This is a genomic window from Rhizobacter sp. P2_G4, from assembly GCF_056403575.1.
In genome coordinates this window covers 139,156-161,839 of sequence record NZ_JBFUFG010000001.1, presented here as the reverse complement: position 1 = coordinate 161,839, position 22,684 = coordinate 139,156, and the positions used below count along the sequence as shown (strand labels likewise).

Here is a 22,684-nt window from a genome sequence, read left to right as displayed (position 1 = left end):
CGCTACGGCTTGGCGTCGGGCTTGGGCTCGGCCACGAACCCGATGCGGTTCAGGCCGGCCTTCTGCACCATGCCGATCAACTCGGCCACACGGCCGTAGGGCACGGTCTTGTCGGCGCGCAGTTGCACCTCGGTCTGCGGATTCTTCTTGGCCGCTTGCGTCAGGCGCTCGGCGAAAGCGTCGGGCGCGACCGGCTGGTCGGCAAGGTAGAGCTGGCCGCTCGGGTCGATCGCGACGGCAATGAAGTCGGGGGTGTCGCTTGCGGCCGCCGCGTCGGCCTTGGGCAGGTCGAGCTTGAGGCTGGCCGTCATCAGCGGCGCGGCGATCATGAAGATCACCAGCAGCACCAACATCACGTCGATCAGCGGCGTCATGTTGATGTCGCTCATCGGCGGCGGGGCCGTGCTGCGTTCGAGTCGGCCGAAAGCCATGGTCAGGTCGCCGTGTCGGCCATCATCTCGCGCAGGTCGTGCGCAAAACCTTCGAGCTCGGCCTCGCACGCACTCACGCGCTTGTTGAAGACGTTGTAAGCGAGCACGGCGGGAATCGCGACGGCCAGGCCGGCGGCCGTCATCACCAGTGCCTCGCCCACCGGCCCGGAGACGCGGTCGATGGTGATGCTGCCCGCGGCCGAGATGCTCAGCAGCGCGTGGTAAATGCCCCAGACGGTGCCGAATAGGCCAATGAAGGGGGCGGTGCTGCCAATCGAGGCGAGCACGACCTGGCCGAACTGCAGCTGCGTGAGCACGCGGTGCAGTGCATCGCGCAGACGGCGTGTGAGCTGCGAGGCGAGCTGGCCGCGGGCTTCAAGGGTCTCGCCTGTCGGGCTGGCGGTGGCGGCAGCCAGCAGGGGACGAAGCACTGCTTCGCGGTCGAACGCAGCGAGCTGATCCCGGCCGTTGTCGAGCGAGGGAGCGGACCAGAAGGCCGGCACGGCACGCGCGATGTCGGCACGCACGCGGTGCAGCAGCCAGCCTTTCCAGAAGATCAGCACCCAGGCGCTGATGGACATCAACAACAGGAGGGCAGCCACGCCGCAAGTGATGGCGTCGCCTTGCTGCCAGAAGCGGAGGAGGCCGCTCATGCCTCAGTTCAACCCGAGCACGTCGTTCATGCTGAACAGGCCGGTGCTGCGATCGGCCAGGAAGCGCACCGCGCGCAGGCTGCCCTGGGCATAACCCGCGCGGCTGCTGGCCTTGTGCGTGATCTCGATGCGTTCACCGGTGCCGGCGAAGAGCACGGTGTGGTCGCCGACGATGTCGCCACCGCGGATGGCGGCGAAGCCGATGGTCGACGGGTCGCGCTCGCCGGTGATGCCTTCGCGGCCGTAGACGGCGCATTCCTTGAGGTCTCGGCCGAGCGCGGTGGCCACGACCTCACCCATCGCGAGCGCGGTACCGCTGGGAGCGTCGACCTTGTGGCGGTGATGGGCTTCGATGACCTCGATGTCATAGCCCTGGTGCAGCGCGCGCGCCGCAGTGTGCAGCAGGCGCATCACGACGTTGACGCCCACGCTCATGTTGGGCGACATCACGATGGCCATGTGCTGCGCGTACGCGGCGATCTCGGCCCTTTGCGCATCGCTGAAACCGGTGGTGCCGATCACCATCTTCACGCCCAGCTCGCGGCACGCGGCGAGGTGCGCCATCGTGCCTTCGGGGCGGGTGAAGTCGATCAGCACTTGGGCATTTGCCAGGCCGCTGCGCGCATCGGCGCTGATGTGGACGCCGCTCGTGCGGCCGAGAAAGGCTGCGGCATCCTGGCCCAGCGCGGGGCTGCCCGCGACATCGAGTGCGCCAGCGAGAACGCAGTCGTCGGTGTTCGTGACGGTTTCGATCAGCATGTGGCCCATGCGGCCGGAGGCACCGGCAACCGCCACGCGAATCGCGCCGCTCACGTGCTGGGCTCCAGCGGCGGGTAGGTGCGTTGCGGCCCTTCGGGCGCCGATGCAGCGGGTTCAGGCTTGGGCGGAATCGGCAGCGCCTTGATCTCTTCGGGGCTCAGCGAGAGCGGCGGAATCTTGCCGGGCTTCTTGAAGGTGTCGATCGACGCCACGAAATCGCGCTCGGAGGGCAGGTCTTGTGCGCTGATGCTCTTGAGCTTGTCGCCGTCGAACATCACGACCACCTTGCGCTGCTGCGGCTCGGCACCTTGGCGGCGGATGGTGAAGACGTAGTCCCAGCGGTCGGCATGGAAGGTGTCGGTGAGCAGCGGCGAGCCGAGGATGTCGCGCACCTGGGTGCGGTTCTGGCCCGGTTTGATCAGCGCGACCTGCTCCTTGGTGAGCACGTTGCCTTGCACGACTTCGACGCGGTAAGGCGTGATGAAGCCGAGGAAGTTATCGCTCGACTGCAGTGAGGCGCAGCCGCCCAGCCAAGTGGCGGCGAGCAGGCCGGCTGTACACAGGATAGGAATGCGCATGATGATGGTGAGAGGGCGCGCACGGCACGCCAACCTCGATATGATTCATCGATTCTAGCGGCTGACCCTCTCCCGGCCGACCGCGTTCCACGCTGAGAACCCCGCTATGTCCAACGCCGAAGACCTCAAGAGCAGTGGCCTGAAGGCCACCTTGCCACGCATCAAGATCCTCGACGTCTTCCAGCACACCAACCAGCGTCACATGACGGCTGAAGACGTGTTCAAGGCCTTGCTCACCGAAGGCGCCGACATCGGTCTGGCCACGGTGTACCGGGTGCTGATGCAGTTCGAGCAAGCCGGCATCCTGTCACGCAACCATTTCGAGTCTGGCAAGGCTGTCTTCGAGCTCAACGAGGGCAAGCACCACGACCACCTGGTCTGCATCGACTGCGGCCGCGTCGAAGAGTTCTACGACCCCGAGATCGAAAAACGCCAGAACTGCGTCGCCCACGCCAGAGGCTTCGAGCTGCAAGACCACGCGCTCAGCCTGTACGCCGTCTGCACCAAGAAGAACTGCCAGTACAAAGGTAAATAGCACCCTGCCAGCGCTAGCGAAGCAACGCGCCCATCAAGCAACGCCCGCGGAACCGGCTTTGCCGGGCCGCTAGGCGGCGCCCCTCGGGGGCAGGAGCGCAGCGACTGGGGGGCCCTATTCCGATTTCTGCATCGCCTTCTGGTGCCGCTCGATGAACTCGCGGTAGGTGTCGATGCCGCGCAGCTGCAGGATGGTGTTGCGCACCGCTGCCTCGACCAGCACGGCCAGGTTGCGGCCGGCGTCCACCGCGATCACCACCTTGCGGACGGCGATGTTCAGCACGTCTTCGTTCAGCGGCTCGTAGGGCAGGCGCTCGAAATCGCGTTCCAGCGTCTCCTTGCGCACCAGGTGCACGATCAGCTTGAGCCGCATCTTGCGGCGCACCGCCGTCTCGCCAAAGATGGACTTGATGTCCAGCAGGCCGATGCCGCGCACCTCGAGCAGATTCATCAACAGCTCGGGGCAGCGACCTTCGATTGCGGTTTGCGAGATGCGGTACAGGTCGACCGCGTCGTCAGCCACCAAGCCGTGACCGCGAGAGATGAGCTCCAGCCCGAGTTCGCTCTTGCCGAGACCTGATTCCCCGGTAAGCAGCACGCCGACGCCGAGAATGTCCATGAAGACACCATGGCGGGTGGTGCGCTCGGCGAACAACTGGCCAAGGTAGCCGCGCACGACGTCGATCACGTGGCCGGCCGAACCGTCGGTGACGAACAGCGGGATGTCCGCTCGGTCGCACAAGGCCACGAGTTTGTCGGGCGGCGTCTGGTTGTCCGCGACGATGACGACCGGCGGCTCCAGGGTCACGATGCGCTGAATGCGCCGCTCCTGGTCTTCGGGGGACGAATCCTGCAGATACGCCACCTCGCGCCGGCCGACGATCTGCACCCGGTAGGGGTGGATGTAGTTCAGGTAGCCGACCAGGTCAGCGGCCGACTGCGCATTGCGCACGGCGGCCTCATCGAAACGCCGCTCTGGGTGAGCGTGCCCGGCGACCCATTCCCAGCGCAGGGCGGCGCGGTGTTCCTCGAACAGCGCTTCTGCGCTGATGACGGTGGGTTTCACGCGGAGAGGTCGGGTCTCGTCATCAGGCGACGGACTTCAACGGTTCCCAGTTGGAGATGAGTTCGTGCACTTTGCCGGCAGTGCCTTCGGTCTTCAGGCGCTCGCGCAACTCGCGGTCGCTCAGCATCTCGGCGATCTCGGACAGGATCTCGAGGTGACGCTGGGTTGCCGCTTCGGGCACCAGCAGGAAGATCAACAGGCTGACGGCTTCGTCGTCGGGTGCGTCGAATGGGATGGCCTGCTGGACTCGAACCACGGCGGCCAGAGGGTTCTTCAGGCCCTTGATACGACCATGCGGAATGGCCACACCGTGACCTAGGCCGGTCGAGCCCAGGCGTTCGCGGGCGAACAGGTTGTCGGTGACCGTGGCACGTGCAATCGCATGCTGGTTTTCGAACAGCAGGCCTGCGTGCTCGAACGCGCGCTTCTTGCTGGTGGCCTCTACGTCAACGAGCACGTTGCTGAGAGGCAAGATCGCGGAAAGTCGGTTCATCTGCAGGTCACGTCAGCGACGGGGTGGTCAATTATAAAAATCGCCCCCATGCGGGGCTAGGTCTGGTTGGACCGATCGGTGGAATTGTGCACTCGCTGCTGTATCGCAGCAACGAATACGGCCCCGCATCCACAGGGCTGCTGTTCCCAAGCGTGAAAAAAGCGGCCCGAGAGCCGCTTTTTGCGCCAGGAGGAGGCTGTTTAAGCCGTCGCGTCGAGCCGCTTGGCGGCCACGTGATGATGATCCTGCAGCTTGTCTTTGTGGCGGCACACCTGCCGATCCAGCTTGTCCATCAGCTGATCGATGGCGGCGTAAAGGTCCTCATGCGAGTTCTCCACGAAGATGTCTTTGCCCTTCACATGCAGCGTGACCTCGGCCTTCTGCCTTCGCTCCTTCTCTTTTAGCTTCTCCACCGACAGCAGCACATTGATGTCTACGACTTGATCGAAATGCCGCGTGATGCGATCCAATTTTGTAAGCACATACTCACGCAATGCAGGCGTCACTTCAAGATGATGGCCGCTGATCGTCAAATTCATGAGGGCTCCTTTCGCAGGGGGTGGGGGAAGCGGGAAAGGCGGGGAGTTGGAAGCGAGGATGGGGTGGAACCGAAGTCCCGTGCGAATCAGTGTGCGCCCGAACAGCCGGTGTGACAAGCGGGTGACAGCGCCGCGAGTAGGCATGTTGATAGAAGCATTTTTGCAAGCTGAATAAGCGTTTATTCGTCACATTTCGAGTTGAAGCGAAGTAAAGACGAGGGCGATCTGCGGCTTGATGGGTGTTTGAGGCGGGTGTGATAATTCGACGTTCCATTCACGGAGTGCGAATCACGCATATGGACAGCAGTCACCCTCGGTGACCGTCCGCTCTGAATTCCCTTGCGGCGCGTGAGCGCCCTGGGCCGGGGCGAGTCGGTTCTCCCACGATCTACCGTCTTGTCTTCCCTGGCCATTGCAGCAGCGCGCTCAGCGCCTGCCGGCCCCGTCGGAGCCCCCGCATGCTGAATGTGTTTTCTCTGGCCAATGGCCGGCTGTTCCAAGAAGAAATCGAAAGCCCCGATGCATTGGCCAATGTCCAGCCGGTGTGGGTGGATCTGGAGTCGCCCACTCCGGAAGAGAAAAGCTGGATTGCCCAGCACTTCGGCGTCAGTATTCCGGAAGATGTGGTCGACGACGACCTGGAAGAGTCCGCACGCTTCTACGAAGAAGACAACGGCGAACTGCACATCCGCTCAGACTTCCTGATCGATGACGACGAGACCCCGCGCAACGTGCGGGTGGCCTTCATCCTGCACAACAAGGTGCTGTTTTCTATCCACGGCGAAGACCTGCCGGTGTTCCGGTTGCTTCGCTTGCGGGCACGGCGAATCCCGGCCTTGATCGAAGATGCGAAGGACGTGCTCCTCAAGCTCTACGATGCCGACGCCGAATACAGCGCCGACGCGCTGGAGAACATCTACGAAAGCCTGGAGAAGGTGAGCGCGCGGGTGCTCAAGGAAGAGGTGAACGACCAGGCTGCTGGCCAAGCACTGGCGGCCATCGCGCGTGAAGAGGACCTGAACGGCCGCATTCGCCGCAACGTGATGGACACCCGCCGCGCGGTGAGCTTCATGATGCGCAGCCGCATGTTGAATGCCGAGCAGTTCGAAGAGGCGCGGCAGATCCTGCGCGACATTGATTCGCTCGACAGCCACACCGCGTTCCTGTTCGACAAGATCAACTTCCTGCTCGATGCGACCGTCGGCTTCATCAACATCAACCAGAACAAGATCATCAAGATCTTCTCGGTTGCCAGCGTGGCGCTATTGCCGCCGACGCTCATTGCCAGTATTTACGGCATGAACTTCAAAGCCATGCCGGAATTGGAGTGGCGGCTCGGTTATCCGTTCGCCATCGCGTTGATGCTGGTGAGCATCGTGTCGCCTTTCTGGTACTTCCGGCGCAAGGGCTGGCTCAAGTAGACCGGTGTGTCAGCTCGGGTTCACGAGAAGTGCGCAACCATGGCACGGCGAATGCTCGTTGGCGCCTACTGACAGACAAAGGGGGGCGAATGGTACCGAGCATCTTCCACCTCACGGCTCCCACCAAGCAGTTGACTTGGGAGGAGCGCAAGGTGCGGGCTCGCTTGCAAAAATTGCTGCCCGATTGGACCGGGCACCTGTGGGACGACGCAGACAATTCCGCCCTCGTCCGCGACGCCTTTCCCCACTACGCCACGCGCTACGAGGCCATCCGGTTTGGCGTCATGAAAGCAGATATCGCCCGGTGCGCTTATATGCACGCATACGGCGGCTTTTATTTCGATACCGACTACAAGCTGCTGAAGCCCATCTCCAAGGAGTTGCTCGAATGCAACTGCCTCCTCCCCATCGAGGAGGGTTCGGTCGGCAGCACGGACTTCAAGATCGGCAACGCCGTCTTCGGCTCTGCGCCCGGGCATCCCTTCTGGGCTGCGTTCATCGGCCACATCTTCGACGTGCACGCCCCGGAAAACCTGGTGGACCATCGCGGCATCCCCGACATCTCCGGCCCCCGGGGCGTGACGCTGTTCTATACGGCCAACCAGCATCGATTCCCAGACATCGTCTTCCCGAATCGCAACCTGTTCCACCCGTCGCGCACCTGGTTTGGGCTGTCGCACCGGGGCGGGCCCGACACGTTCGGCTCGCATCTGTGCTGGGCGTCCTGGCGAGGCAAATCCAAGCGTCACGCGGTGACCAATTTCTTGCGGCGCAAACTGTCTGCACCGCTTTGATGCTCAGGCGTTGGCGCGTCTTTTGAGCCAGCGCATCAACGAGCCCAGCAGCGGCAGCTTTTCATAAAGCTCCTCGGCGGCGTCCCAGTAGTCGCGGTGCAGGGTGATCAGCCCGATGGCGTCGAGTTGCAACTGCGAGCCACCTCGCACGGTCTGCAGCCCTTGGCGCAGGCGCTTGAAGCGGAAGCTGAAGTCCCAGCTGAGAAAGCACTGGTCACCTTGCACGATGATGTCGCGGACCCTGAAGCGCGGCTCATCGAGCGCGACGTACATGTGGCGGAACACGTCCTGAATGGCGGCGAGGCCGACGACGTCGTTGAACGGGTCCTTGAAGTGCGCATCGCGCGCGTAGAACTGGTCGAGCCGCTCGATATCGGCTGGCTGCAATTGCTCGAACAGATCAACGATGCGCGCCACCCGCGCATCGCTGCAGCGTGCCTGCGTCACAGGCCGGTGCTCCGGCGGATGGCACGGAAGTACAGCGCGTCACTCACGTGCGTCAACGCCTTCAGCCACAGGGTGAAGCGCTTCGGGAAGTGGATCTCGAAGCGGCCCTGGGCCCAGCCCTTGAGAATCTCCTGAGCTGCTTGCGCAGGCGTCAGCAAAGCCGGCATCGTGAACTCATTGCCTGCCGTGAGAGGTGTCTCGACGAAGCCTGGGTTGACCACCGAAGTGCCGATGCCAATCGGTTGCAGATCCATGTACAAGGTCTGCGCAAGGTTGATGAGCGCGGCCTTGGTTGGCCCGTAAGCCAGCGAGTTGGGCAACCCGCGGTAACCCGCCACGCTGGAAACCAGGCTCAGGTGGCCCGCCTTCTGGCGCAGCAGGACCGGCAAAACGGCGCCGAGCATGTGCAGCGCACCCACGTAATTCACTTGCTGATGCCGCAGCGCTTCGGCCATGTCGAACTGCGTAGCGCGCATCGCCTTGTAGTAGCCGGCGCAGTACAGCGCGAGGTCGATGCGCCCGAAGCGCTGCTCCACCTGCTGCGCTGCGTCGGTGAACGCTGCAGCGTCGGTGACGTCGAGCACCAGCCCCAGGCTCCCGGGGTGGGCTGCCTCGAAGGCCTGCAGGGCCAACGCGTTGCGCGCAGACACCACCACCTTGGCGCCGCGAGCGTGCAGCAAGCTGGCCGTGGCGCGGCCGATGCCGGTGGATGCGCCGATCAGCCAGACAACGCGGCCGTTCCAGTCGGTGATGCGGGGATTGAGTGACATGTCGGATTCAGCGTTTGTGGAAGGAGAGCGTCACTTCACCCAGGCGAATGCCGAACTTGCTCATCACCGCCTTGTTGAGCATCACGTGCTCGTCGATGAGGTACATCCAGTCGTCGAACTGCACTTCGTAGACCTTGTCGTCGACCGGCAGCTTGAGCGTGTAGGCCCACTGGAAGGCGTTGCCCGCAGCCAGGCCTTCGGCTGCGCCGACCACGTCACCGGCGGTGCCTGTGTAGCGGCCGCCCGGCAGCTTCTTCAGCTTCCAAATGCGGCGATCGGTCTTGCCGTCGCTGTAGCTGAAAGCTTCATCGAGCACGCCCTCATCACCGGTCCACTGGCACTTCATCAGCACGGTGAAACGGCGCACCACCTTGCCGGACCGGTCTGTGAAGATGCCGTGCGCGGTGACGTCGCCATTGAAATAGCGTTGCAGATCGAGCGCCGGCTTCTCAGCCGCGTAGTCCGCTGGTGCAGGTGAGGCACAGGCCACGAGGCCGAGTGCGATGGCCATCAGGGCGAGGATTTTTTTCATGTCGGAGCCTTGATCCATTGAAACCATAAAAGCGCCGCTGCCGCGAGTTTCAGCAGGCAGGGCAGCACGCAGTACGCGACCGTGAGCGCGCTCAACGCCTGCAGACTCTGGCTGCCGGGTGCGTACCCGAACGCCTGCAACACTGGCAAGGCCACGCCGGCGGCGAGCGCCAGATTGAGCTTGGTCGCGAAGTTCCACCAGCCGAAGTAAGCCCCTTCTGCGCGGCCGCCGTGGCCGGCTGTCTGGATAACACCGGCCAGCAACGCAGCCGGCAGGCTGAGGTCGGCACCGAGCGCGATGCCGCTCAGCACGCACACCACGGTGTAGGCGGCGACGTCGCCCGCGCCGAGCAAGGCCGCCCAGGCGAACACCGCGATCGCGAGCAACATGCCGGCGAGCCACGCCCGCGCGAGCCCGAAGCGGGCCACCACGCGCACCCACAACGGAATCGACAGGGCCGCCGCGGCGAAGTAGCTGGCCAGAAAGAGCGGCTCATAGCTTGGTGATTGCAAGCGGTCGCGAATGAAGAACAGGACCAGCGTCGCGGGCACCGCACTCGCGATGCCGTTGAGCAGATAGATCGCAAGCAGGCGGCGAAACGCAGAGGTCTGCAGCGGCAGCTGTAGCGAGGGTGTTGGTGAGCGCAGCAGAGCCACAGGCTGCGGCGCTTGGCGCAGCATGAACACGCCTGCCGCGAGCGCGAACGCAAACACCAGCGTGGTCGCACCCAGCCCGGCCACCGAAGGCAGCACGCTGGCCACCAGCACACCGCAAAGCGCCAGGCCTTCTCGCCAGGCGACCACGCGGGCGCGTTGGGCTTCGTCGCCACCGAGACGCGCCCCCCACGCCTGGTGGATCACCGTGATGACGCTGTAGCTGAGGTAGGTGACGGCCAGCAGGGCCGAGCACCAGATCAGCAAGGCGGAGGTAGTGTGTGGCACCGCTGGAAAGAAGAGGCCGTGAAAGCCCAGTGCCAGCACGATCGCGGCGATCGCCATCGCTCCCCAGGCCGCTGCCGCCGAGCGATCGAGCAGCTTGTCGGCCCAGCGGCCGATCAACGGGTCGACGACGGCGTCGAACAGGCGCGCACCCAGCAACACGGCGCCGAGCAAGGCGAGCGGAACGCCAAACTCGCGTGCGTAATGGTTGGGTAGCACCACGTAAAGAGGCAGCGCGACGAAGGCCAGCGGAAAGCCCGGCGCTCCGTAGCTGAGGCCGTTCTGCCAGCGCTTGGTCCAACCTGATGCGCTTGGGGCGATGGCGCTCATGAGTTGCCCAGCAGGGCTCGCCGCAACTGCGGTTCCGACGTGCGCGGCGAGAGCCAGATGCCGACGAACAGTCGCGCGAACTCCGGGTCGCGGACCTCACCGCTCGGCTTGCCGTTAAAGTAGAAGCGCATCCCCTCATCGGGCTTGTGGACGCCGGTGATGCGATCGCCCTTGGCCACGTCGGGGAAGGTCTGCGTCATCGCGGCCAGCCAGGCGGCGCTCTTGTCGTCGCCGACCTTGCCGACCTTCTTCATCTCGACCAGCGAACGCTCGGCGATGAGCTTGCCGACCAGCGAGCGGGCGTATTCCAGCTCGAGCGCCAGGGGGCGGCGCTCGAAGTCGTCGGCCTGGAAGCCTTCGGCCACCCACAGCTTCGCGCTGTAGACGTTGAGGCCGAAGTAGGTCAGCTTGCCCTGGCCAAGCAGGCGGACACCGGGGATTTCGCTGCCGAGTTCAACGGGCTGCGCGTTCGCACGTGCCCACGGCAGCCAGGCCAGTGCCAGCAACGTGCTTCGGCGTGAGAGCCCTGTCATCTCAGTCGCGCTGCAGCGTGAACTGCATGACGCCGGTGTTGCCGGTGGCGAAGGCCGCTTCGCAGTAGCCGAGGTAGAACTCCCAGATGCGCATGAAGCGAGTGTCGAAGCCGAGGCGGCGCACACGGGCCTCTTGCGACAGGAAGCTGTCGCGCCAGCGCCGGAGCGTCTCGGCATAGTCCTCGCCGAAGGAGAGCTCGTTGACGACCTTCAGGCCGGCCTTGGCGGCTGCTTCGCGGAAGGCCTGAGGGCTCGGCAACAGGCCGCCGGGGAAGATGTACTGCTGGATGAAGTCGGTCGACTTCACATAGCGGTCGAACAGGTCGTCGCGAATGGTGATGCTCTGGATGCAGGCCTTGCCGCCCGGCTTGAGCTGGCGCTTGAGCGTCTCGAAGAAGCTCGGCCAGTACTCGCGTCCGACGGCTTCGAACATCTCGATGGAGGCGATGGCGTCGAAGGGGCCGTCATCGATATCGCGATAGTCTTGGTAACGCAGGTCACCCTCGATACCGGCGTTCTTCAGGCGTTGCTGGCCCCAGGCGAGTTGTTCATGCGAGAGGGTGACGCCTGTGACGCGGGCGCCGAACTCCTTCGCTGCGCATTCGGCCAGCGCACCCCAGCCGCAACCGATCTCGAGCACGCGGTCGCCTGGTTTCGCACCGCATTCCTGGAGCGCACGCCGCACCTTCGCCCACTGCGCGTCGACCATGCTGCCGCTGCGGTCGCCTTCGAACCAGGCGCTCGAGTAGTTCATCGTCGGGTCGAGCCACAGGCGGTAGAACTCGTTGCCCAGGTCGTAGTGGGCGTGGATGTTCTTCTTGCTGCCGCTGCGCGAGTTGCGGTTGAACAGGTGCTTGGCGCGGTAGAGCAACGAGCCCCACCAGGTGCCGTAGACCACCGACTCGATCTCGTCGCGGTTGGCGATGAAGAGCGTGAGCAGGCTCGCGAGGTCTGGCGTGGTCCAGTCGCCGGCGATGAAGCTCTCGGCAAAGCCAATGTCGCCCGACCGGAGCGCGGCGGCGCAGACGTTCCAGTTGCGCAGCCGAATGGCAGCGCGCAATTCGCCGCCCGCCGGCGAGCCGAAGCGCGCGTGGCTGCCGTCGGGCAACTGCACATCGCAGCTGCCATGCTTGAGGTTCTTCATCAGCCGGAAGACGGCGCGCGCAGCGGCCGGCGCGCTGTCGGGCAGGGCAGACTCGGGCGTGGCGAGCGGGCGGAAGCGGGATGGGCTGCTGGTCGTGTTCATCGCGGTCTGTTCTCAGCGAGTGACGAATGCCTTCGGAGGCGCGGGCTTGCGGAAGAACGGCACTTGCTTGGTCCACAGCTTCAAGGCCTGCCAGTGGATGCGTGCGACAACGAAGAACGTCATCAGTGGCATGCCGAAAAAGGCCTTGAGGGCGCTGTGCCGCGACAACGGCACCAGGTGGCCCGAAACGCTGGTTTGCAGCAGCGGGCCGTTGTCGTCGTCGTGGTCGATGCGCACCACCGTTCTCTGGGAGTCCATACGCAGGCCCTCTGCCGCTGGATGCAGATGGGTCCGCAGGAAGCGGAAGCGGTAGCTGCCGGCCACATCACAGAAGGGCGACACATGAAATACCTTGGCGGCAGTCAGTTCACGGCCGAAGGCGAGTTCGGGGCCGTACAGCAAGTAGCAGTGGCGCTCGCCGAAAGTGTTGTTGACCTCGACGACGATGGCGGCGAGCGACTCGTCGGCACGGTGGCAATACCAGAAGCTCACCGGCTTGAAGGCGTAGCCCAGCACGCGCGGATAGCAGTGCAGCCAGGTCTCTCCGACCGCGTCGGTGATGCCTTCGTGGGCGAGCAGTTCGTCGAGCCATGCCAGGCTGTCGGCCCGGCCGTCGCCGTGGTCTCTGTCGTTGAAACTGAGCAGGCCGAAGCGGTTGCGCTTCAACTCCGCCGAGGGCTGTGCGCGCAGGCGGCGCATCGGCAGCATCAGGAAATAGGTGCCATAGGTGAAGCTGTTCAGGGCGGGTCGCAGGCGCGTGTGGCGCACGTGACCGGTGCCGATCAGCGGCATGGGCGGCGTGGTCACGTTCATGTGGCAACCTCTTCGGCCAAGGGCGCTTCGGCGACCCATCGCCGACGCAGCTGATCCACCACGGCGAGACCCGACATCAGGCCGTCTTCGTGGAAGCCATAACGCGTCCATGCGCCGCAGAACCAGGTGTTGCGTTGACCCTGCAATGAAGGCACGCGCTGCTGGGCCGCGATGGCAGCGGTGTCGAATACCGGGTGGGCGTAGTCGAACTCGCCGTGCACGCTGGCGGCCGAAGGCTCGCGCACCGGGTTCAGCGAGACGATCACCGGCTGGTGGAATGGCAGCGGCTGCAGGCGGTTGATCAGGTAGTGCAGGCACACGGCGGCCTGTTCGCGAGGGCCGTGCGCGGCGCGCTCGTAGTTCCAGGCTGCCCACGCTAATGGGCGCTTGGGCAGCAGCGAGGTGTCGGTGTGCAGCACCGCGCGGTTGCGGTGATAACGAATGGCGCCCAAGACCTCGCGTTCGGCTTCGCTGGCATCGGCCAGCAGCGCAAGCGACTGGTCGCTGTGGCAGGCGAGCACCACGTCGTCGAATTGCTCGGTGCTGTGATCGGTGATGACGATGGCACCCGCGGGTATGCGCCGCACGCTGCGCACCGGCGTGTTCAACCGCGCGTCGTTGATGCGCGGCAGCATCTTGCGAACGTAATTGCGTGCCCCGCCCGTCACGGTAAACCAGCGCGGCCGATCGGCCACCTGCAGCAGGCCGTGGTTGTGGCAGAACCGGATCATCGTTGCGATAGGGAAGCGCAGCATCTGGTCGGTCGGGCAGGACCAGATGCAGCCGATCATTGGCAGGAAATACCAGTCGCGGAACTGCGCCGAGAAGCGGTGCTCCGCCAGAAAGTCGCCGATCGGCTGTTGCAGCGAGGCCTCTTCCCCGCGCTCGGCCAGCGCCGTGGTCAGTTTGTTGAAGCGAAGAATGTCGGCCAGCATCTTCAGGAAGCCGGGGCGGACCAGGTTGCGCCGCTGGGCGAACACCGTGTTGAGGTCACTGCCGCTCCACTCCAGGCCGGTGTCGGGCACCTTGACCGAGAACGACATGTCGGAGGCGGTGGTCTGCACGCCCAACTCGCCGAACAGACGGATCAGGTTCGGGTACGTGCGCTCGTTGAAGACCAGGAAGCCGGTGTCGACGCCATGATTCACACCATCGAGCGTGATGTCGACCGTGTGGGTGTGGCCTCCGAAGTAGCTGCCGCCCTCAAAGAGCGTGACCTGTGCTTCCAGCGCCAGCGAATGCGCGACCGACAGGCCCGAGATGCCCGAGCCGATGACGGCGACGCGGCGCATCAAGCGATGCTCCGCGGTGTGCAGGCAGTGGGGGTTCGGGGAATGCCGCCGTCGGCGACACCCCGCTGAATAAAGATTGCTGCACAGCGCCCCAGGGGGAACAAGGGAGGGAGGAGGGAGGAGGGAAACCGCCCTGGGATTCCAGCCGGTGAAACCGACCGGCTGTGCAGCATAGAACTCGTTATGGCCGATGCACTCAGTGCGCCGACGCCGGGTTTGAGGGCTCGACTCGCCTGGAGTTCCTTCAATTTGATGAAGTTTTTTTGCACCGACGCCGCCTTGGTTTGCGAGTTGAACTTGTCGGTATCAAATATAACTCATCAGTCTTTATTTTGCATCCAGTAGTTTTTCGACGGTTTTCACGAAGCTGGCGCTGTCGGGCGAGATGCTGGTGCCGAAGCTCTGAACCGTCTTGCCGTCGCGGGCGATCAGGTACTTGTGGAAGTTCCACTTCGGGGCTTCACCGGTGACCTGCTTCAGCTCGGCGAACAGCGGGCTCTTCTGCGCACCGGCCGACTCCGCCACGCGCGACTTGATGAACATCGGAAACTTGACGCCATAGGTGTTCTCGCAAAAGTCAGCGATCGCCTTGCCGTCACCCGGCTCCTGAGAGAAGTCGTTCGACGGAAAGCCCAGCACGACGAAGCCGCGCTCGCGGTACTTGCTGTACAGCGCCTCCAGGCCTTTGTACTGGGGCGTGAAGCCGCAGAAGCTGGCGGTGTTCACCACCAGCACCACCTGCCCCCTGTACTGGCAGAGGTTTTGCGGCTTTTCGTCTTGCAGTCGGGGGATCTCGCGGTTCAGCAGTGCCGGGCAATCGGCGGCTCGGCTGGCGCCGCTCGCGGTGCACAACGCAGCGAGAACGAAGGGAAGAATGGCGGAAGCGTGGCGCATGGATTTGTCCTCGGGTGTGAAAGATCGGCCGATGTTGCGCTGAAGGCCTTTCTTACGCATGCCGGGGTTTTCTGGATGCGGTATGAGGGTTTGCGCTGGCCGGCGTGTGGGGTGAAAGACGACTTGTCATGAAGGGCGCGTCTAAAATGCCCGGTCAACCAACCAAGGCTGAACCATGCTTTACCCCGAACTCTTCAAGCAACTCGAAGCCGTGCGCTGGAACATGGACACAGACATTCCATGGGATGAGTTCGATGGCAGCCAGCTCTCCGAAGAGCAAGCCCAGACCATCAAGATGAACGCCATCACCGAATGGTCTGCCCTGCCTGCCACCGAGATGTTCTTGCGCGACAACCGCGATGACAGCGACTTCTCTGCCTTCATGAGCGTCTGGTTCTTCGAGGAACAGAAGCACTCGCTGGTGCTGATGGAGTACCTGCGGCGCTTCCGCCCCGACATGTGCCCGACCGAAGCCGAACTGCACGAAGTGCGCTTCGAGTTCGACCCGGCGCCGGCGCTCGAGACACTGATGCTGCACTTCTGCGGCGAGATCCGCCTCAACCACTGGTACCGCCGTGCCGCCGAATGGCACACCGAGCCAGTGATCAAGGCCATTTACGAGACGCTCGCGCGTGACGAAGCCCGCCACGGCGGCGCCTATCTGCGCTACATGAAGCGTGCGATGCAGAAGTTCGGCGACGAAGCCCGTGCAGCCTTCGCCAAGGTGGGCGTCCTGATGGCCAGTGCGCGCCGCACGGCGCAGGCACTGCACCCGACGAACCTGCACGTGAACGAGAAGCTGTTCCCGCGCGACACCATCCAGAGCCGTTTGCCCAATCCGCAATGGCTGGAGCAGTGGCTCGACAAGCAGATCCAGTTCGACGCCGTGTGGGAAACCAAGGTCGTCGAGCGCATCCTGCACAACATGAGCCTGTTGATGGAGCGCAGCTTCGCCAGCGTCCAGGAGCTGAATCGCTTCCGCAAGGAAGTGACGGCCGCCGTGGCCGCCAAGGTCGCTGCCGGCAAGCAGTCTGGCGTGCTACCCGCCTGAGCTTCAACGCTCAGTCAACAACGGCCCGCCTCGTGCGGGCCGTTTGCATTGACGCCCCACTCAACCCGCTTGAGAGGCCTTGCCCTTGTCCTGATCCGCTTTGCGGTCCGCCTTCACCTTCTGTGCCGAGGCCCGTTCGTCGATCACCTTGGCGTAGGCCTTGACGTCGATGCCGGCCTTGGCCAGCAGGTCTTCACCGTAAACCGCCTTGGTGGCCATCACGACCAGCGGCAGATTGGCCCAGGCTGCGCAATCGGCCATCGTGAAACTGTCGCCCGCGACGTAGGGCGAGAACCTGGCCAAGCGCTTGAAGCCGGCGATCTGCTTCTCGAGCAGCGTGCGGATGCGGACCGCGTTGCCCTCGCTCAACTCGCCGCCGAAGAAGGCCTTGGGGTAGAGCTGACGCGCAGTGAGCTCGAGGTGGGTGTCGATGAAGGTGACGAGTTCGCGCACCTTGGCGGCCTGCCATGGGTCGGCAGGAATCAGCGCCGGTTGGGGGTGCGTGGCCTCGATGTACTCGAGGATCACCTGGCTCTCGCACAAGCTGCCCTGCGCTGTGAGGATGAACGGTATCTTGCCCAACGGCGAGGCGCTTAGCACCGCTTCGTCAAGGCTGTGCGTGGGCACCTTTTCTTCGGTGAAAGGCAGGCCCTTTTCCAGCAACGCGAGTTTGACCTTGTTGTAGTAGTTCGAGGTGGTACTGCCGCACAGTGTGATCATGTCGTGTCTCCAGAATCTTGTGGCCGAAGTCTATGGCGACGAGCTCGCGGCACGTGCCACGCAGGTGACAATCCGCGCCATGACGACCTTCCTCGACAAGCTCTGCAGCCGCGATCAACTGCCCATTCGGCTCGCCGCACTCGGCCGGCCGATGGTGTTCACCAACGGCGTCTTCGACATCCTGCACCGCGGCCATGTGAGTTATCTTGAGGCGGCGCGCGCCTTGGGTGGCAGCCTGGTGATCGGGCTTAACAGCGACGCATCGGCTCGCATGCTCGGCAAGGGTCCCGACCGCCCGTTGAACGCAGAGGCAGACCGGGCTTGCGTGCTGGCCGCACTGGAAAGCGTGAGCCTCGTGACGCTCTTCGACGAGCAGACGCCGGTCGAACTGCTCAAGCTCGTGCGCCCCGACCTGTACGTGAAGGGCGGCGACTACGACATCGAAACGCTCGCCGAGACAGCCGTGGTGCGCAGCTGGGGTGGTGACGCGCGTTCGATCCCGTTCATCGACGGCTACTCGACCACGTCGCTGGTCAAGCGCATCCGCAGCTAAGGGACTTGTTCAGCGTTGCCCGAACGCGGCTGGCGGTTCACCAACACCATTCCCAGCGTCACCCCAGCCAGGGCCAGCAGCAGCCTTGCGGTGATCGGCTCGCCCAGCAGCACCACGCCCATCAGCAGGCCGAACACCGGCGTCAGCAGCGTGAATGCGGCAAGCCGCGTGGCGGGATAGTGGCGGACCAGCCAGAACCACAGCAGGTAACTGGCGAACACCACGATGACGACCTGGAACGCCAGTGAGCCGATGGCGAGTGCTGACAACCGCTGCGGCCAGGCATCTCCGTGCCACAGCGCACCCAGGCCGAGCAGCACGCCCGACACACCGAGCTGGTAAGCGAGCGTTTTCTCCGCCGACGCGCTCGCCAGCTTGGTGGCACGAATGCTCAGCGTGGTCGCCGCCCACAGGAAGGCGGCCAGCACACCGAGCGAATCGCCGATCCACTGCCGCGGCCCGATAGCCGGCTTCGTGAAGCCTTCCGCGAACGCGCTCGCGACACCGGCGAAGGCGAGCACCAGCCCTGCTGTCTGCAAAGCAGACAAGCGCTCGGAACGCGCGATGAAGGGCATGCCGAGCGCCACCAGGAACGGTGAGAAGTAGATGAACACCACCATGCGTGACGCGCTGGTGTACTGCAATCCGATGAAGACACACGCGAACTCGGCTGCGAACAACGAACCCGCGAGCACGCCGCCCGGCAAGGTGCCATCTCGCTGAAAGAGTGGGATGCCGCGCAGCCGTGCCCACAACAGCACCAGCGCCACGCCGCCGATCGAGCGCACAGTCGCCTGCACCAGCGGCGAGACTTCGCCGAACACCGCCTTGGCCGCCACGCCGTTCAAGCCCCACAAGAAGCTGCAGGCAATCAAGGAGATGACGGCGAGCCCGTCGAGATGAGATTTGCGGTCAGACATGTGAGTTTGTCGTCGGTTGGCGCAGCGACCATGCGTACGCGATCAGCACGCAGAGCGCGCCCGACAGCACACCCGTCACGTGGGCGATCGGCGCGATGCCGATGTCCCAGCCTTCGAGGTGCTGCACCGGAGCGCGCCACGGGGTCTCGGTGATGATCTTGGCGATCAGGCCGACGAGCACGCAGCCGACCACGAAGCGCTGGCCACGTGTGCCGGTGATGAGCATGTGCGCGATGACGATGGCGACGCCCGCGTGCACCACGCCCGACAAGCCGCCGTAGTGCATCAAGCCCGGCGCCATCCACAGGAAAGCCAGGTGTGTGAGCGGCCATGCGGCAAGCCAGGCGACGGCCGTGCGCGGCGGCACCCGTGACACCCAGCCGAACGCAGCCGTCAACGCCAGGCCGGTGAAATTGCCGACCACATGCATGGTGCTGTAGTGCACGAAGGCCGCTGTCCACCAGCGCCAGGGTTGCAAGGTGACGAGGCTCGGTCGCCACTCCAGCGCGCCCGACGCATCGAAGACCAGCGACAACACGCTGCCCGCCAGCAACAGCAATGCAAGAGCACACCAGGCGGCGCCGGGCCGGCGCAACACGGCGAGCGGCATCAGGCGGCAGGCGGGAAGACAGCGCGCCACACGGCGAGCACGGCATCACGCTGCGCGGCCATGCTGTCGGGGACGACCTGCGTCGGCCGCTCGTCGAGCCGCGCGCGGTGCTGGGCGCGCCGCAGTTCGCGGTAGGCATCGGCCGCTGCGCGGCCCACGCCACTTGGCAACAAGCCGCAGGCTTCAGCGCGTTGCAGCAAAGCGATGTTGCCCACGTTGTCGACCAGCTCCAGGTTTTTGCCACCATGCGCGAGCACGAGGTACTGCACGGCGAACTCGGCATCCATCATGCCGCCGGCGCTGTGCTTCACATCGAACAGGCCCGCCTTCACCGGGTGCGCAGCACGCACCTTCTCGCGCATGGCCTGGATCTCGGCGCGCAATGCGTCGTGGTCGCGCTCGGCGCAGATCACTGCTCGCCGCACGGCCTCGAAGCCGGGTGCCAGCTCGGCTGTCCCGGCGCAGAAGCGTGCACGCGTGATGGCCTGGTGCTCCCACGTCCAGGCCGTGTTGCTGCCGCGGCCCTTCTGGTAGTTCTCGTACGACTTGAGCGACGTGACGAGCAGACCCGAATTGCCGTTGGGCCGCAGGGCGGTGTCGATGTCGAACAGCTCGCCGCCCGCGGTGCGCGTGGTCAGCCAGTTGATGAGCTTGCGCACGAACGCGCCGTAGACCTCGGCGGCGCGGTCGGTGTCGGTTTCGTCGGAGTCGTCGTAAAGGAAGACGACGTCGAGGTCGCTGCCGTACCCGAGCTCCTTGCCACCCAGCTTGCCGTAAGCGATGACGGCGAAGCGCGGCAGCTCGCGGTGGTGCTGCTTCAGGTGGCTCCAGGCCCAGTTGATCGTGCACTGCAGCGTGGCGTCGGCCAACGCGGACAAATCATCGGCCACCTGCTCGACGGTGATGTGGCCCTCGACATCGCGCACCAGCGTGCGGAAGACCTCGGCGTGGTGGGCGCGGCGCAGCGTGTCGAGCAGCAGCTCTTCATCGGCCTGGCTGAAGCGGCTCCAGGCTTCGTGGCGCGCCTCGAGTTCGGCGATGAAGCTCTCGCGCTCGAAGCGCAGGTGCAGCAGGCGGTCGTCGGCCAGCTCGTCGATCACGCCGGGGTGGCGCATCAAGAACTGCGCGGGCCAGCGCGCCAGGCCCAGCAGGCGCAGTAGGCGGTTGTGCACCTCGGGCCGTTCGACCAACAGTGCGAGGTAGCTCTCGCGGCGCAGCAGCGGCTCCAACCAGTCGATGAAGCGCGTGGCGGCTTCCATCGTGCAGACGCCATCGGCCACGCCTTGTGCGGCACGCGTCACCAGGCGGGCCAGGCGCAGCTTGCTCTCTTCGCGCAGCACCCTGATCTTCGGGTGGTCGACCCACGGGCGCACGCGCTCGGCCAACTCGGGCGGCAGGCGCTCGAGGAAGAGGGCACTGTCCACCGGCTGCGGAGCCGGACCACAAGTGCGGCAACCGCCGCCGGAGCCTCCACCCACCGCCGGCGGGCGGCCGTCGTGCAGCAGGGCATCGAACTCCATGGCAACGAACTCGCGCGTCTCGCCCAAACATTCGAGCAGGTCGCAGGTGTCGCCTTCGCAGGCCATGCCGAGGCTCTGGGCGATCCAGTCGAGATCGCCGTCGGCCGTGGGCAGCACATGCGTCTGTTGGTCGTCGAGAAACTGGATGCGGTGTTCGACGCGGCGCAGGAAGGTGTAGGCCTCGGCCAGACGCACGGCGCTCTCGGGCTTCATCAAGCCGCCAGCGGAAAGCTTCTCGAGCGCCTTCAGCGTCGAGCGCGTGCGGATCTCCGGGAACTGCCCGCCGCGCACCACCAGCAGCAGCTGCACGATGAATTCGATCTCGCGAATGCCGCCGCGCGACAGCTTCACATCGTTGGCGCGCTCAGGCCGGCCGGCCGCACGGCGCTGCGCTTCTTCACGCACCTTGCGGTGAAGCTGGCGCAGGCCTTCGAACACGCCGTAGTCAAGATAGCGGCGGTAGACGAAAGGCGTGACGGTGGCGCTCAGCGCCCGCGCGCGGCCGTTGCGCACGCTTTCATAAGGCGCGACCACGCGGCTCTTCAGCCACGCAAAGCGCTCCCACTCGCGGCCCTGCACGAGGAAGTATTCCTCTAGCATCGCAAGGCTGACCGCGGTGGGGCCGGAGTTGCCGTTGGGGCGCAGCGCCAGGTCCACGCGGAAGACGAAGCCGTCATCGGTGCTGTCGCCGATCAGTCCGTACAGGCTGCGCGCCACCTGCGAAAAATACTCGTGCGCACTGATGACCTTGGGGCCGGTGGTCTGGCCGTCTTCTTCGTAAACGTAGATGAGATCGATGTCGGACGACACGTTGAGTTCGTGCGCGCCGAGCTTGCCCATGCCGACGACCCAGAAGTCGATGCGCTCGCCGGCCGGGTTGAGCGGAGGGCCATGGCGCGCATCCTGGTCGGCGAACGACTGCACCAGCGCCCGGTTGAGCGTGGTCTCGGCCAGCTGCGTCATCGAGCGGGTGATGTCTTGCATCTCGGCGCCCTGCTCGATGTCGAGCACGGCGAGGCGCTCGAGCACCAGGTGGCGCGCGACGCGCAAGGCGCTGGCCAATGTGCGGCCGCCTGCGAGCAAGGTGTCGATCAGGGCCTCGATGCTCTCGCGCATGGGCAGGCCCGGCGCAAGCAGCGTCAGTTCATCGCCGAAGCGGCGGCGCACGCGCTGCACGAAGCGGCTGTAGTCGGCGCTGGTAGAGGTGGTCTCAGGGCCCATGGCGGGCGAATTCTGCCCCACATCCTTCGCCACTGCCCGGTGGTGGCCTTGCAAGCAAGGGCGTAAGCTGCCTGCGCTGTCTCGCCGAGGGCGGCAGCGGCTTGAACGGAGAGATTTTTCATGTGGATTGCTGCGCTGCAAACCGTCGCCACACCGAGCGTCGAACGCAACCTCGACATCGCTCGCCGGCTGATCGCCGAGGCGGCCCAACAGGGCGCCGAGCTGGTGGCCCTGCCCGAGTACTTCTGCCTGATGGGCCTGAGCGACCGCGACAAGCTGGCCATCGCCGAAACGCCAGGCGAAGGCCCGATCCAGGCGATGCTGGCGAGCGCTGCGCGAGAACACGGCGTGTGGGTGATCGGCGGCACGCTGCCGCTGCGCACCGCGAATGCCGACCGCGTCTTCAACGCCTGTTGTGTCTACTCGCCCGAAGGGCAGCAGACCGCGCGCTACGACAAGATCCACCTCTTCCGCTACGACAACGGGCGCGAAAGCTATGACGAAGGCCGCGTGCTGCAAGCCGGCAGCACACCGGTGGCATGCGACGTCGGTGCCTTGCGGTTGGGCTTGAGCATCTGCTACGACCTTCGCTTTCCCGAGCTGTACCGCCGGCTGATGCTCCCACCCTGCGACCTGATCACCGTGCCGTCGGCCTTCACCCACACCACGGGTCGTGCGCACTGGGAAGTGTTGCTGCGCGCCCGCGCCATCGAGAACCAGTGTTACGTGATCGCGCCGGCGCAGGGTGGCCTGCACGAGAACGGCCGCCGCACCTTCGGCCACAGCCTGATCGTCGACCCCTGGGGCGAGGTGCTGTCGCTGCTCGAAAACGGCGAAGGTGTGGTGATGGCGAAGCTCGACGTCCAACGCATCGCCGAGGTGAGGGCGCAGCTGCCCGCACTGACGCATCGGCAGGCTGAGTTGATGTAAAGCCCCTCATGGCGGCTGGGGTCGAACTTCGGGTTTCCCATTAATAAATCGAATTGATTTATTAAAGATCGGCGCCGATACTTTGGGCAGTGCTGC

Annotated in this window: 26 protein-coding genes; 6 read left to right on the top strand and 20 right to left on the bottom strand. The window is 64.8% G+C overall.

Annotated features, from left to right (window positions below):
• Nucleotides 1–2 precede the first annotated feature (2 nt).
• The 4 genes from AC1DYS_RS00780 to AC1DYS_RS00765 are packed head-to-tail and all read right to left on the bottom strand — an operon-like array spanning nucleotide 3 to nucleotide 2,421.
• Nucleotides 3–431 (bottom strand): ExbD/TolR family protein, encoded by a 429-nt coding sequence (locus AC1DYS_RS00780; protein WP_477895088.1) that lies wholly within the window; start codon nucleotides 429–431, stop codon nucleotides 3–5.
• Between the two features lie 2 nt (nucleotides 432–433).
• Nucleotides 434–1,084: a MotA/TolQ/ExbB proton channel family protein gene (locus AC1DYS_RS00775; RefSeq protein WP_477895086.1), complete on the bottom strand. Its 651-nt coding sequence runs from the start codon at nucleotides 1,082–1,084 to the stop codon at nucleotides 434–436.
• Between the two features lie 3 nt (nucleotides 1,085–1,087).
• The gene (gene dapB / locus AC1DYS_RS00770) at nucleotides 1,088–1,897 is read right to left on the bottom strand and encodes a 4-hydroxy-tetrahydrodipicolinate reductase (RefSeq protein WP_477895084.1); all 810 of its coding nucleotides are present in this window, start codon (nucleotides 1,895–1,897) and stop codon (nucleotides 1,088–1,090) included.
• A complete protein-coding gene (locus AC1DYS_RS00765; RefSeq protein ID WP_477895082.1) occupies nucleotides 1,894–2,421 on the bottom strand; it encodes an outer membrane protein assembly factor BamE in 528 nt (175 codons plus the stop codon). The genes dapB and AC1DYS_RS00765 overlap by 4 nt, the downstream gene beginning before the upstream one ends.
• 106 nt (nucleotides 2,422–2,527) lie before the next feature.
• On the opposite strand from AC1DYS_RS00765, the gene fur reads away from it, so the two are divergent.
• On the top strand, nucleotides 2,528–2,956 hold the full coding sequence (gene fur, locus AC1DYS_RS00760; RefSeq protein ID WP_477895080.1) for a ferric iron uptake transcriptional regulator: 429 nt from the start codon (nucleotides 2,528–2,530) through the stop codon (nucleotides 2,954–2,956).
• Nucleotides 2,957–3,070: 114 nt separating this feature from the next.
• Here fur and hprK read toward each other — a convergent pair whose 3' ends face one another.
• From hprK to hpf, 3 genes are all read right to left on the bottom strand, one after another.
• Entirely contained in the window at nucleotides 3,071–4,021 is a 951-nt protein-coding gene (gene hprK / locus AC1DYS_RS00755) for an HPr(Ser) kinase/phosphatase (protein WP_047498285.1), read from the bottom strand.
• Between the two features lie 22 nt (nucleotides 4,022–4,043).
• Nucleotides 4,044–4,514: a PTS sugar transporter subunit IIA gene (locus AC1DYS_RS00750; RefSeq protein WP_477895077.1), complete on the bottom strand. Its 471-nt coding sequence runs from the start codon at nucleotides 4,512–4,514 to the stop codon at nucleotides 4,044–4,046.
• Between the two features lie 200 nt (nucleotides 4,515–4,714).
• Nucleotides 4,715–5,053, bottom strand: coding sequence for a ribosome hibernation-promoting factor, HPF/YfiA family (gene hpf / locus AC1DYS_RS00745; protein WP_047498281.1), 339 nt, complete (start codon nucleotides 5,051–5,053; stop codon nucleotides 4,715–4,717).
• A 458-nt stretch (nucleotides 5,054–5,511) separates the two neighbouring features.
• Here hpf and corA point away from each other — a divergent pair, with 458 nt between their 5' ends.
• Nucleotides 5,512–6,474: a magnesium/cobalt transporter CorA gene (gene corA, locus AC1DYS_RS00740; RefSeq protein ID WP_477895075.1), complete on the top strand. Its 963-nt coding sequence runs from the start codon at nucleotides 5,512–5,514 to the stop codon at nucleotides 6,472–6,474.
• Between the two features lie 89 nt (nucleotides 6,475–6,563).
• A complete protein-coding gene (locus tag AC1DYS_RS00735) occupies nucleotides 6,564–7,268 on the top strand; it encodes a glycosyltransferase family 32 protein (protein ID WP_477895073.1) in 705 nt (234 codons plus the stop codon).
• Between the two features lie 3 nt (nucleotides 7,269–7,271).
• Here the strand turns inward: AC1DYS_RS00735 and AC1DYS_RS00730 are convergent, their stop codons facing one another.
• The 9 genes from AC1DYS_RS00730 to AC1DYS_RS00690 all read right to left on the bottom strand — a co-directional run bounded on the left by AC1DYS_RS00730 (nucleotide 7,272) and on the right by AC1DYS_RS00690 (nucleotide 15,063).
• Nucleotides 7,272–7,715: a nuclear transport factor 2 family protein gene (locus AC1DYS_RS00730; protein WP_477895071.1), complete on the bottom strand. Its 444-nt coding sequence runs from the start codon at nucleotides 7,713–7,715 to the stop codon at nucleotides 7,272–7,274.
• Nucleotides 7,712–8,485 carry an SDR family NAD(P)-dependent oxidoreductase gene (locus tag AC1DYS_RS00725; RefSeq protein WP_477895069.1) on the bottom strand — a complete coding sequence of 258 codons (774 nt, stop codon included), beginning with the start codon at nucleotides 8,483–8,485 and terminating at the stop codon, nucleotides 7,712–7,714. The genes AC1DYS_RS00730 and AC1DYS_RS00725 overlap by 4 nt, the downstream gene beginning before the upstream one ends.
• A 7-nt stretch (nucleotides 8,486–8,492) precedes the next feature.
• On the bottom strand, nucleotides 8,493–9,017 hold the full coding sequence (locus tag AC1DYS_RS00720) for a DUF3833 domain-containing protein (protein ID WP_477895067.1): 525 nt from the start codon (nucleotides 9,015–9,017) through the stop codon (nucleotides 8,493–8,495).
• The gene (locus AC1DYS_RS00715) at nucleotides 9,014–10,285 is read right to left on the bottom strand and encodes an MFS transporter (protein ID WP_477895065.1); all 1,272 of its coding nucleotides are present in this window, start codon (nucleotides 10,283–10,285) and stop codon (nucleotides 9,014–9,016) included. Before AC1DYS_RS00715 ends, AC1DYS_RS00720 begins: the two co-directional genes overlap by 4 nt.
• Nucleotides 10,282–10,818: a chalcone isomerase family protein gene (locus tag AC1DYS_RS00710; RefSeq protein ID WP_477895063.1), complete on the bottom strand. Its 537-nt coding sequence runs from the start codon at nucleotides 10,816–10,818 to the stop codon at nucleotides 10,282–10,284. The genes AC1DYS_RS00715 and AC1DYS_RS00710 overlap by 4 nt, the downstream gene beginning before the upstream one ends.
• A gap of 1 nt (nucleotide 10,819) precedes the next feature.
• Nucleotides 10,820–12,064, bottom strand: coding sequence for a class I SAM-dependent methyltransferase (locus AC1DYS_RS00705; RefSeq protein WP_477895061.1), 1,245 nt, complete (start codon nucleotides 12,062–12,064; stop codon nucleotides 10,820–10,822).
• Nucleotides 12,065–12,076: 12 nt separating this feature from the next.
• Nucleotides 12,077–12,877 carry a DUF1365 domain-containing protein gene (locus tag AC1DYS_RS00700; RefSeq protein ID WP_477895060.1) on the bottom strand — a complete coding sequence of 267 codons (801 nt, stop codon included), beginning with the start codon at nucleotides 12,875–12,877 and terminating at the stop codon, nucleotides 12,077–12,079.
• Nucleotides 12,874–14,169: an NAD(P)/FAD-dependent oxidoreductase gene (locus tag AC1DYS_RS00695; RefSeq protein ID WP_477895058.1), complete on the bottom strand. Its 1,296-nt coding sequence runs from the start codon at nucleotides 14,167–14,169 to the stop codon at nucleotides 12,874–12,876. Before AC1DYS_RS00695 ends, AC1DYS_RS00700 begins: the two co-directional genes overlap by 4 nt.
• 327 nt (nucleotides 14,170–14,496) lie before the next feature.
• Nucleotides 14,497–15,063, bottom strand: a complete 567-nt coding sequence (locus AC1DYS_RS00690) for a glutathione peroxidase (RefSeq protein WP_477895056.1) — start codon at nucleotides 15,061–15,063, stop codon at nucleotides 14,497–14,499.
• Between the two features lie 175 nt (nucleotides 15,064–15,238).
• Here AC1DYS_RS00690 and AC1DYS_RS00685 point away from each other — a divergent pair, with 175 nt between their 5' ends.
• On the top strand, nucleotides 15,239–16,114 hold the full coding sequence (locus tag AC1DYS_RS00685) for a diiron oxygenase (protein WP_477895054.1): 876 nt from the start codon (nucleotides 15,239–15,241) through the stop codon (nucleotides 16,112–16,114).
• A gap of 60 nt (nucleotides 16,115–16,174) precedes the next feature.
• Here AC1DYS_RS00685 and AC1DYS_RS00680 read toward each other — a convergent pair whose 3' ends face one another.
• Complete coding sequence (locus tag AC1DYS_RS00680) at nucleotides 16,175–16,834, bottom strand: glutathione S-transferase family protein (RefSeq protein ID WP_477895052.1); 660 nt, start codon at nucleotides 16,832–16,834, stop codon at nucleotides 16,175–16,177.
• A gap of 79 nt (nucleotides 16,835–16,913) precedes the next feature.
• Between AC1DYS_RS00680 and rfaE2 the strand changes: the two genes are divergently transcribed.
• On the top strand, nucleotides 16,914–17,387 hold the full coding sequence (gene rfaE2, locus AC1DYS_RS00675) for a D-glycero-beta-D-manno-heptose 1-phosphate adenylyltransferase (RefSeq protein WP_477897227.1): 474 nt from the start codon (nucleotides 16,914–16,916) through the stop codon (nucleotides 17,385–17,387).
• Here rfaE2 and AC1DYS_RS00670 read toward each other — a convergent pair.
• From AC1DYS_RS00670 to glnE, 3 genes are read right to left on the bottom strand one after another with little or no spacing between them, the layout of a single operon-like run.
• Nucleotides 17,384–18,307 carry a DMT family transporter gene (locus AC1DYS_RS00670; RefSeq protein ID WP_477895050.1) on the bottom strand — a complete coding sequence of 308 codons (924 nt, stop codon included), beginning with the start codon at nucleotides 18,305–18,307 and terminating at the stop codon, nucleotides 17,384–17,386. The genes rfaE2 and AC1DYS_RS00670 overlap by 4 nt on opposite strands.
• Nucleotides 18,300–18,917, bottom strand: a complete 618-nt coding sequence (gene rrtA, locus AC1DYS_RS00665; RefSeq protein ID WP_477895048.1) for a rhombosortase — start codon at nucleotides 18,915–18,917, stop codon at nucleotides 18,300–18,302. The genes AC1DYS_RS00670 and rrtA overlap by 8 nt, the downstream gene beginning before the upstream one ends.
• Nucleotides 18,917–21,658, bottom strand: coding sequence for a bifunctional [glutamate--ammonia ligase]-adenylyl-L-tyrosine phosphorylase/[glutamate--ammonia-ligase] adenylyltransferase (glnE, locus tag AC1DYS_RS00660; protein WP_477895046.1), 2,742 nt, complete (start codon nucleotides 21,656–21,658; stop codon nucleotides 18,917–18,919). The genes rrtA and glnE overlap by 1 nt, the downstream gene beginning before the upstream one ends.
• 120 nt (nucleotides 21,659–21,778) lie before the next feature.
• Here glnE and AC1DYS_RS00655 point away from each other — a divergent pair, with 120 nt between their 5' ends.
• Nucleotides 21,779–22,588 (top strand): carbon-nitrogen hydrolase family protein, encoded by an 810-nt coding sequence (locus AC1DYS_RS00655; protein ID WP_477895044.1) that lies wholly within the window; start codon nucleotides 21,779–21,781, stop codon nucleotides 22,586–22,588.
• Nucleotides 22,589–22,684 lie beyond the last annotated feature (96 nt).

What these genes read in the sequence shown, in the direction of transcription:
- AC1DYS_RS00780 (WP_477895088.1), bottom strand. Translation starts at nt 431, where the DNA reads ATGGCTTTCGGCCGACTCGAACGCAGCACGGCCCCGCCGCCGATGAGC.
- AC1DYS_RS00775 (WP_477895086.1), bottom strand. Translation starts at nt 1,084, where the DNA reads ATGAGCGGCCTCCTCCGCTTCTGGCAGCAAGGCGACGCCATCACTTGC.
- AC1DYS_RS00765 (WP_477895082.1), bottom strand. Translation starts at nt 2,421, where the DNA reads ATGCGCATTCCTATCCTGTGTACAGCCGGCCTGCTCGCCGCCACTTGG.
- fur (WP_477895080.1), top strand. Translation starts at nt 2,528, where the DNA reads ATGTCCAACGCCGAAGACCTCAAGAGCAGTGGCCTGAAGGCCACCTTG.
- AC1DYS_RS00750 (WP_477895077.1), bottom strand. Translation starts at nt 4,514, where the DNA reads ATGAACCGACTTTCCGCGATCTTGCCTCTCAGCAACGTGCTCGTTGAC.
- hpf (WP_047498281.1), bottom strand. Translation starts at nt 5,053, where the DNA reads ATGAATTTGACGATCAGCGGCCATCATCTTGAAGTGACGCCTGCATTG.
- corA (WP_477895075.1), top strand. Translation starts at nt 5,512, where the DNA reads ATGCTGAATGTGTTTTCTCTGGCCAATGGCCGGCTGTTCCAAGAAGAA.
- AC1DYS_RS00735 (WP_477895073.1), top strand. Translation starts at nt 6,564, where the DNA reads ATGGTACCGAGCATCTTCCACCTCACGGCTCCCACCAAGCAGTTGACT.
- AC1DYS_RS00725 (WP_477895069.1), bottom strand. Translation starts at nt 8,485, where the DNA reads ATGTCACTCAATCCCCGCATCACCGACTGGAACGGCCGCGTTGTCTGG.
- AC1DYS_RS00720 (WP_477895067.1), bottom strand. Translation starts at nt 9,017, where the DNA reads ATGAAAAAAATCCTCGCCCTGATGGCCATCGCACTCGGCCTCGTGGCC.
- AC1DYS_RS00715 (WP_477895065.1), bottom strand. Translation starts at nt 10,285, where the DNA reads ATGAGCGCCATCGCCCCAAGCGCATCAGGTTGGACCAAGCGCTGGCAG.
- AC1DYS_RS00710 (WP_477895063.1), bottom strand. Translation starts at nt 10,818, where the DNA reads ATGACAGGGCTCTCACGCCGAAGCACGTTGCTGGCACTGGCCTGGCTG.
- AC1DYS_RS00705 (WP_477895061.1), bottom strand. Translation starts at nt 12,064, where the DNA reads ATGAACACGACCAGCAGCCCATCCCGCTTCCGCCCGCTCGCCACGCCC.
- AC1DYS_RS00700 (WP_477895060.1), bottom strand. Translation starts at nt 12,877, where the DNA reads ATGAACGTGACCACGCCGCCCATGCCGCTGATCGGCACCGGTCACGTG.
- AC1DYS_RS00695 (WP_477895058.1), bottom strand. Translation starts at nt 14,169, where the DNA reads ATGCGCCGCGTCGCCGTCATCGGCTCGGGCATCTCGGGCCTGTCGGTC.
- AC1DYS_RS00690 (WP_477895056.1), bottom strand. Translation starts at nt 15,063, where the DNA reads ATGCGCCACGCTTCCGCCATTCTTCCCTTCGTTCTCGCTGCGTTGTGC.
- AC1DYS_RS00685 (WP_477895054.1), top strand. Translation starts at nt 15,239, where the DNA reads ATGCTTTACCCCGAACTCTTCAAGCAACTCGAAGCCGTGCGCTGGAAC.
- AC1DYS_RS00680 (WP_477895052.1), bottom strand. Translation starts at nt 16,834, where the DNA reads ATGATCACACTGTGCGGCAGTACCACCTCGAACTACTACAACAAGGTC.
- rfaE2 (WP_477897227.1), top strand. Translation starts at nt 16,914, where the DNA reads ATGACGACCTTCCTCGACAAGCTCTGCAGCCGCGATCAACTGCCCATT.
- AC1DYS_RS00670 (WP_477895050.1), bottom strand. Translation starts at nt 18,307, where the DNA reads ATGTCTGACCGCAAATCTCATCTCGACGGGCTCGCCGTCATCTCCTTG.
- rrtA (WP_477895048.1), bottom strand. Translation starts at nt 18,917, where the DNA reads ATGCCGCTCGCCGTGTTGCGCCGGCCCGGCGCCGCCTGGTGTGCTCTT.
- glnE (WP_477895046.1), bottom strand. Translation starts at nt 21,658, where the DNA reads ATGGGCCCTGAGACCACCTCTACCAGCGCCGACTACAGCCGCTTCGTG.
- AC1DYS_RS00655 (WP_477895044.1), top strand. Translation starts at nt 21,779, where the DNA reads ATGTGGATTGCTGCGCTGCAAACCGTCGCCACACCGAGCGTCGAACGC.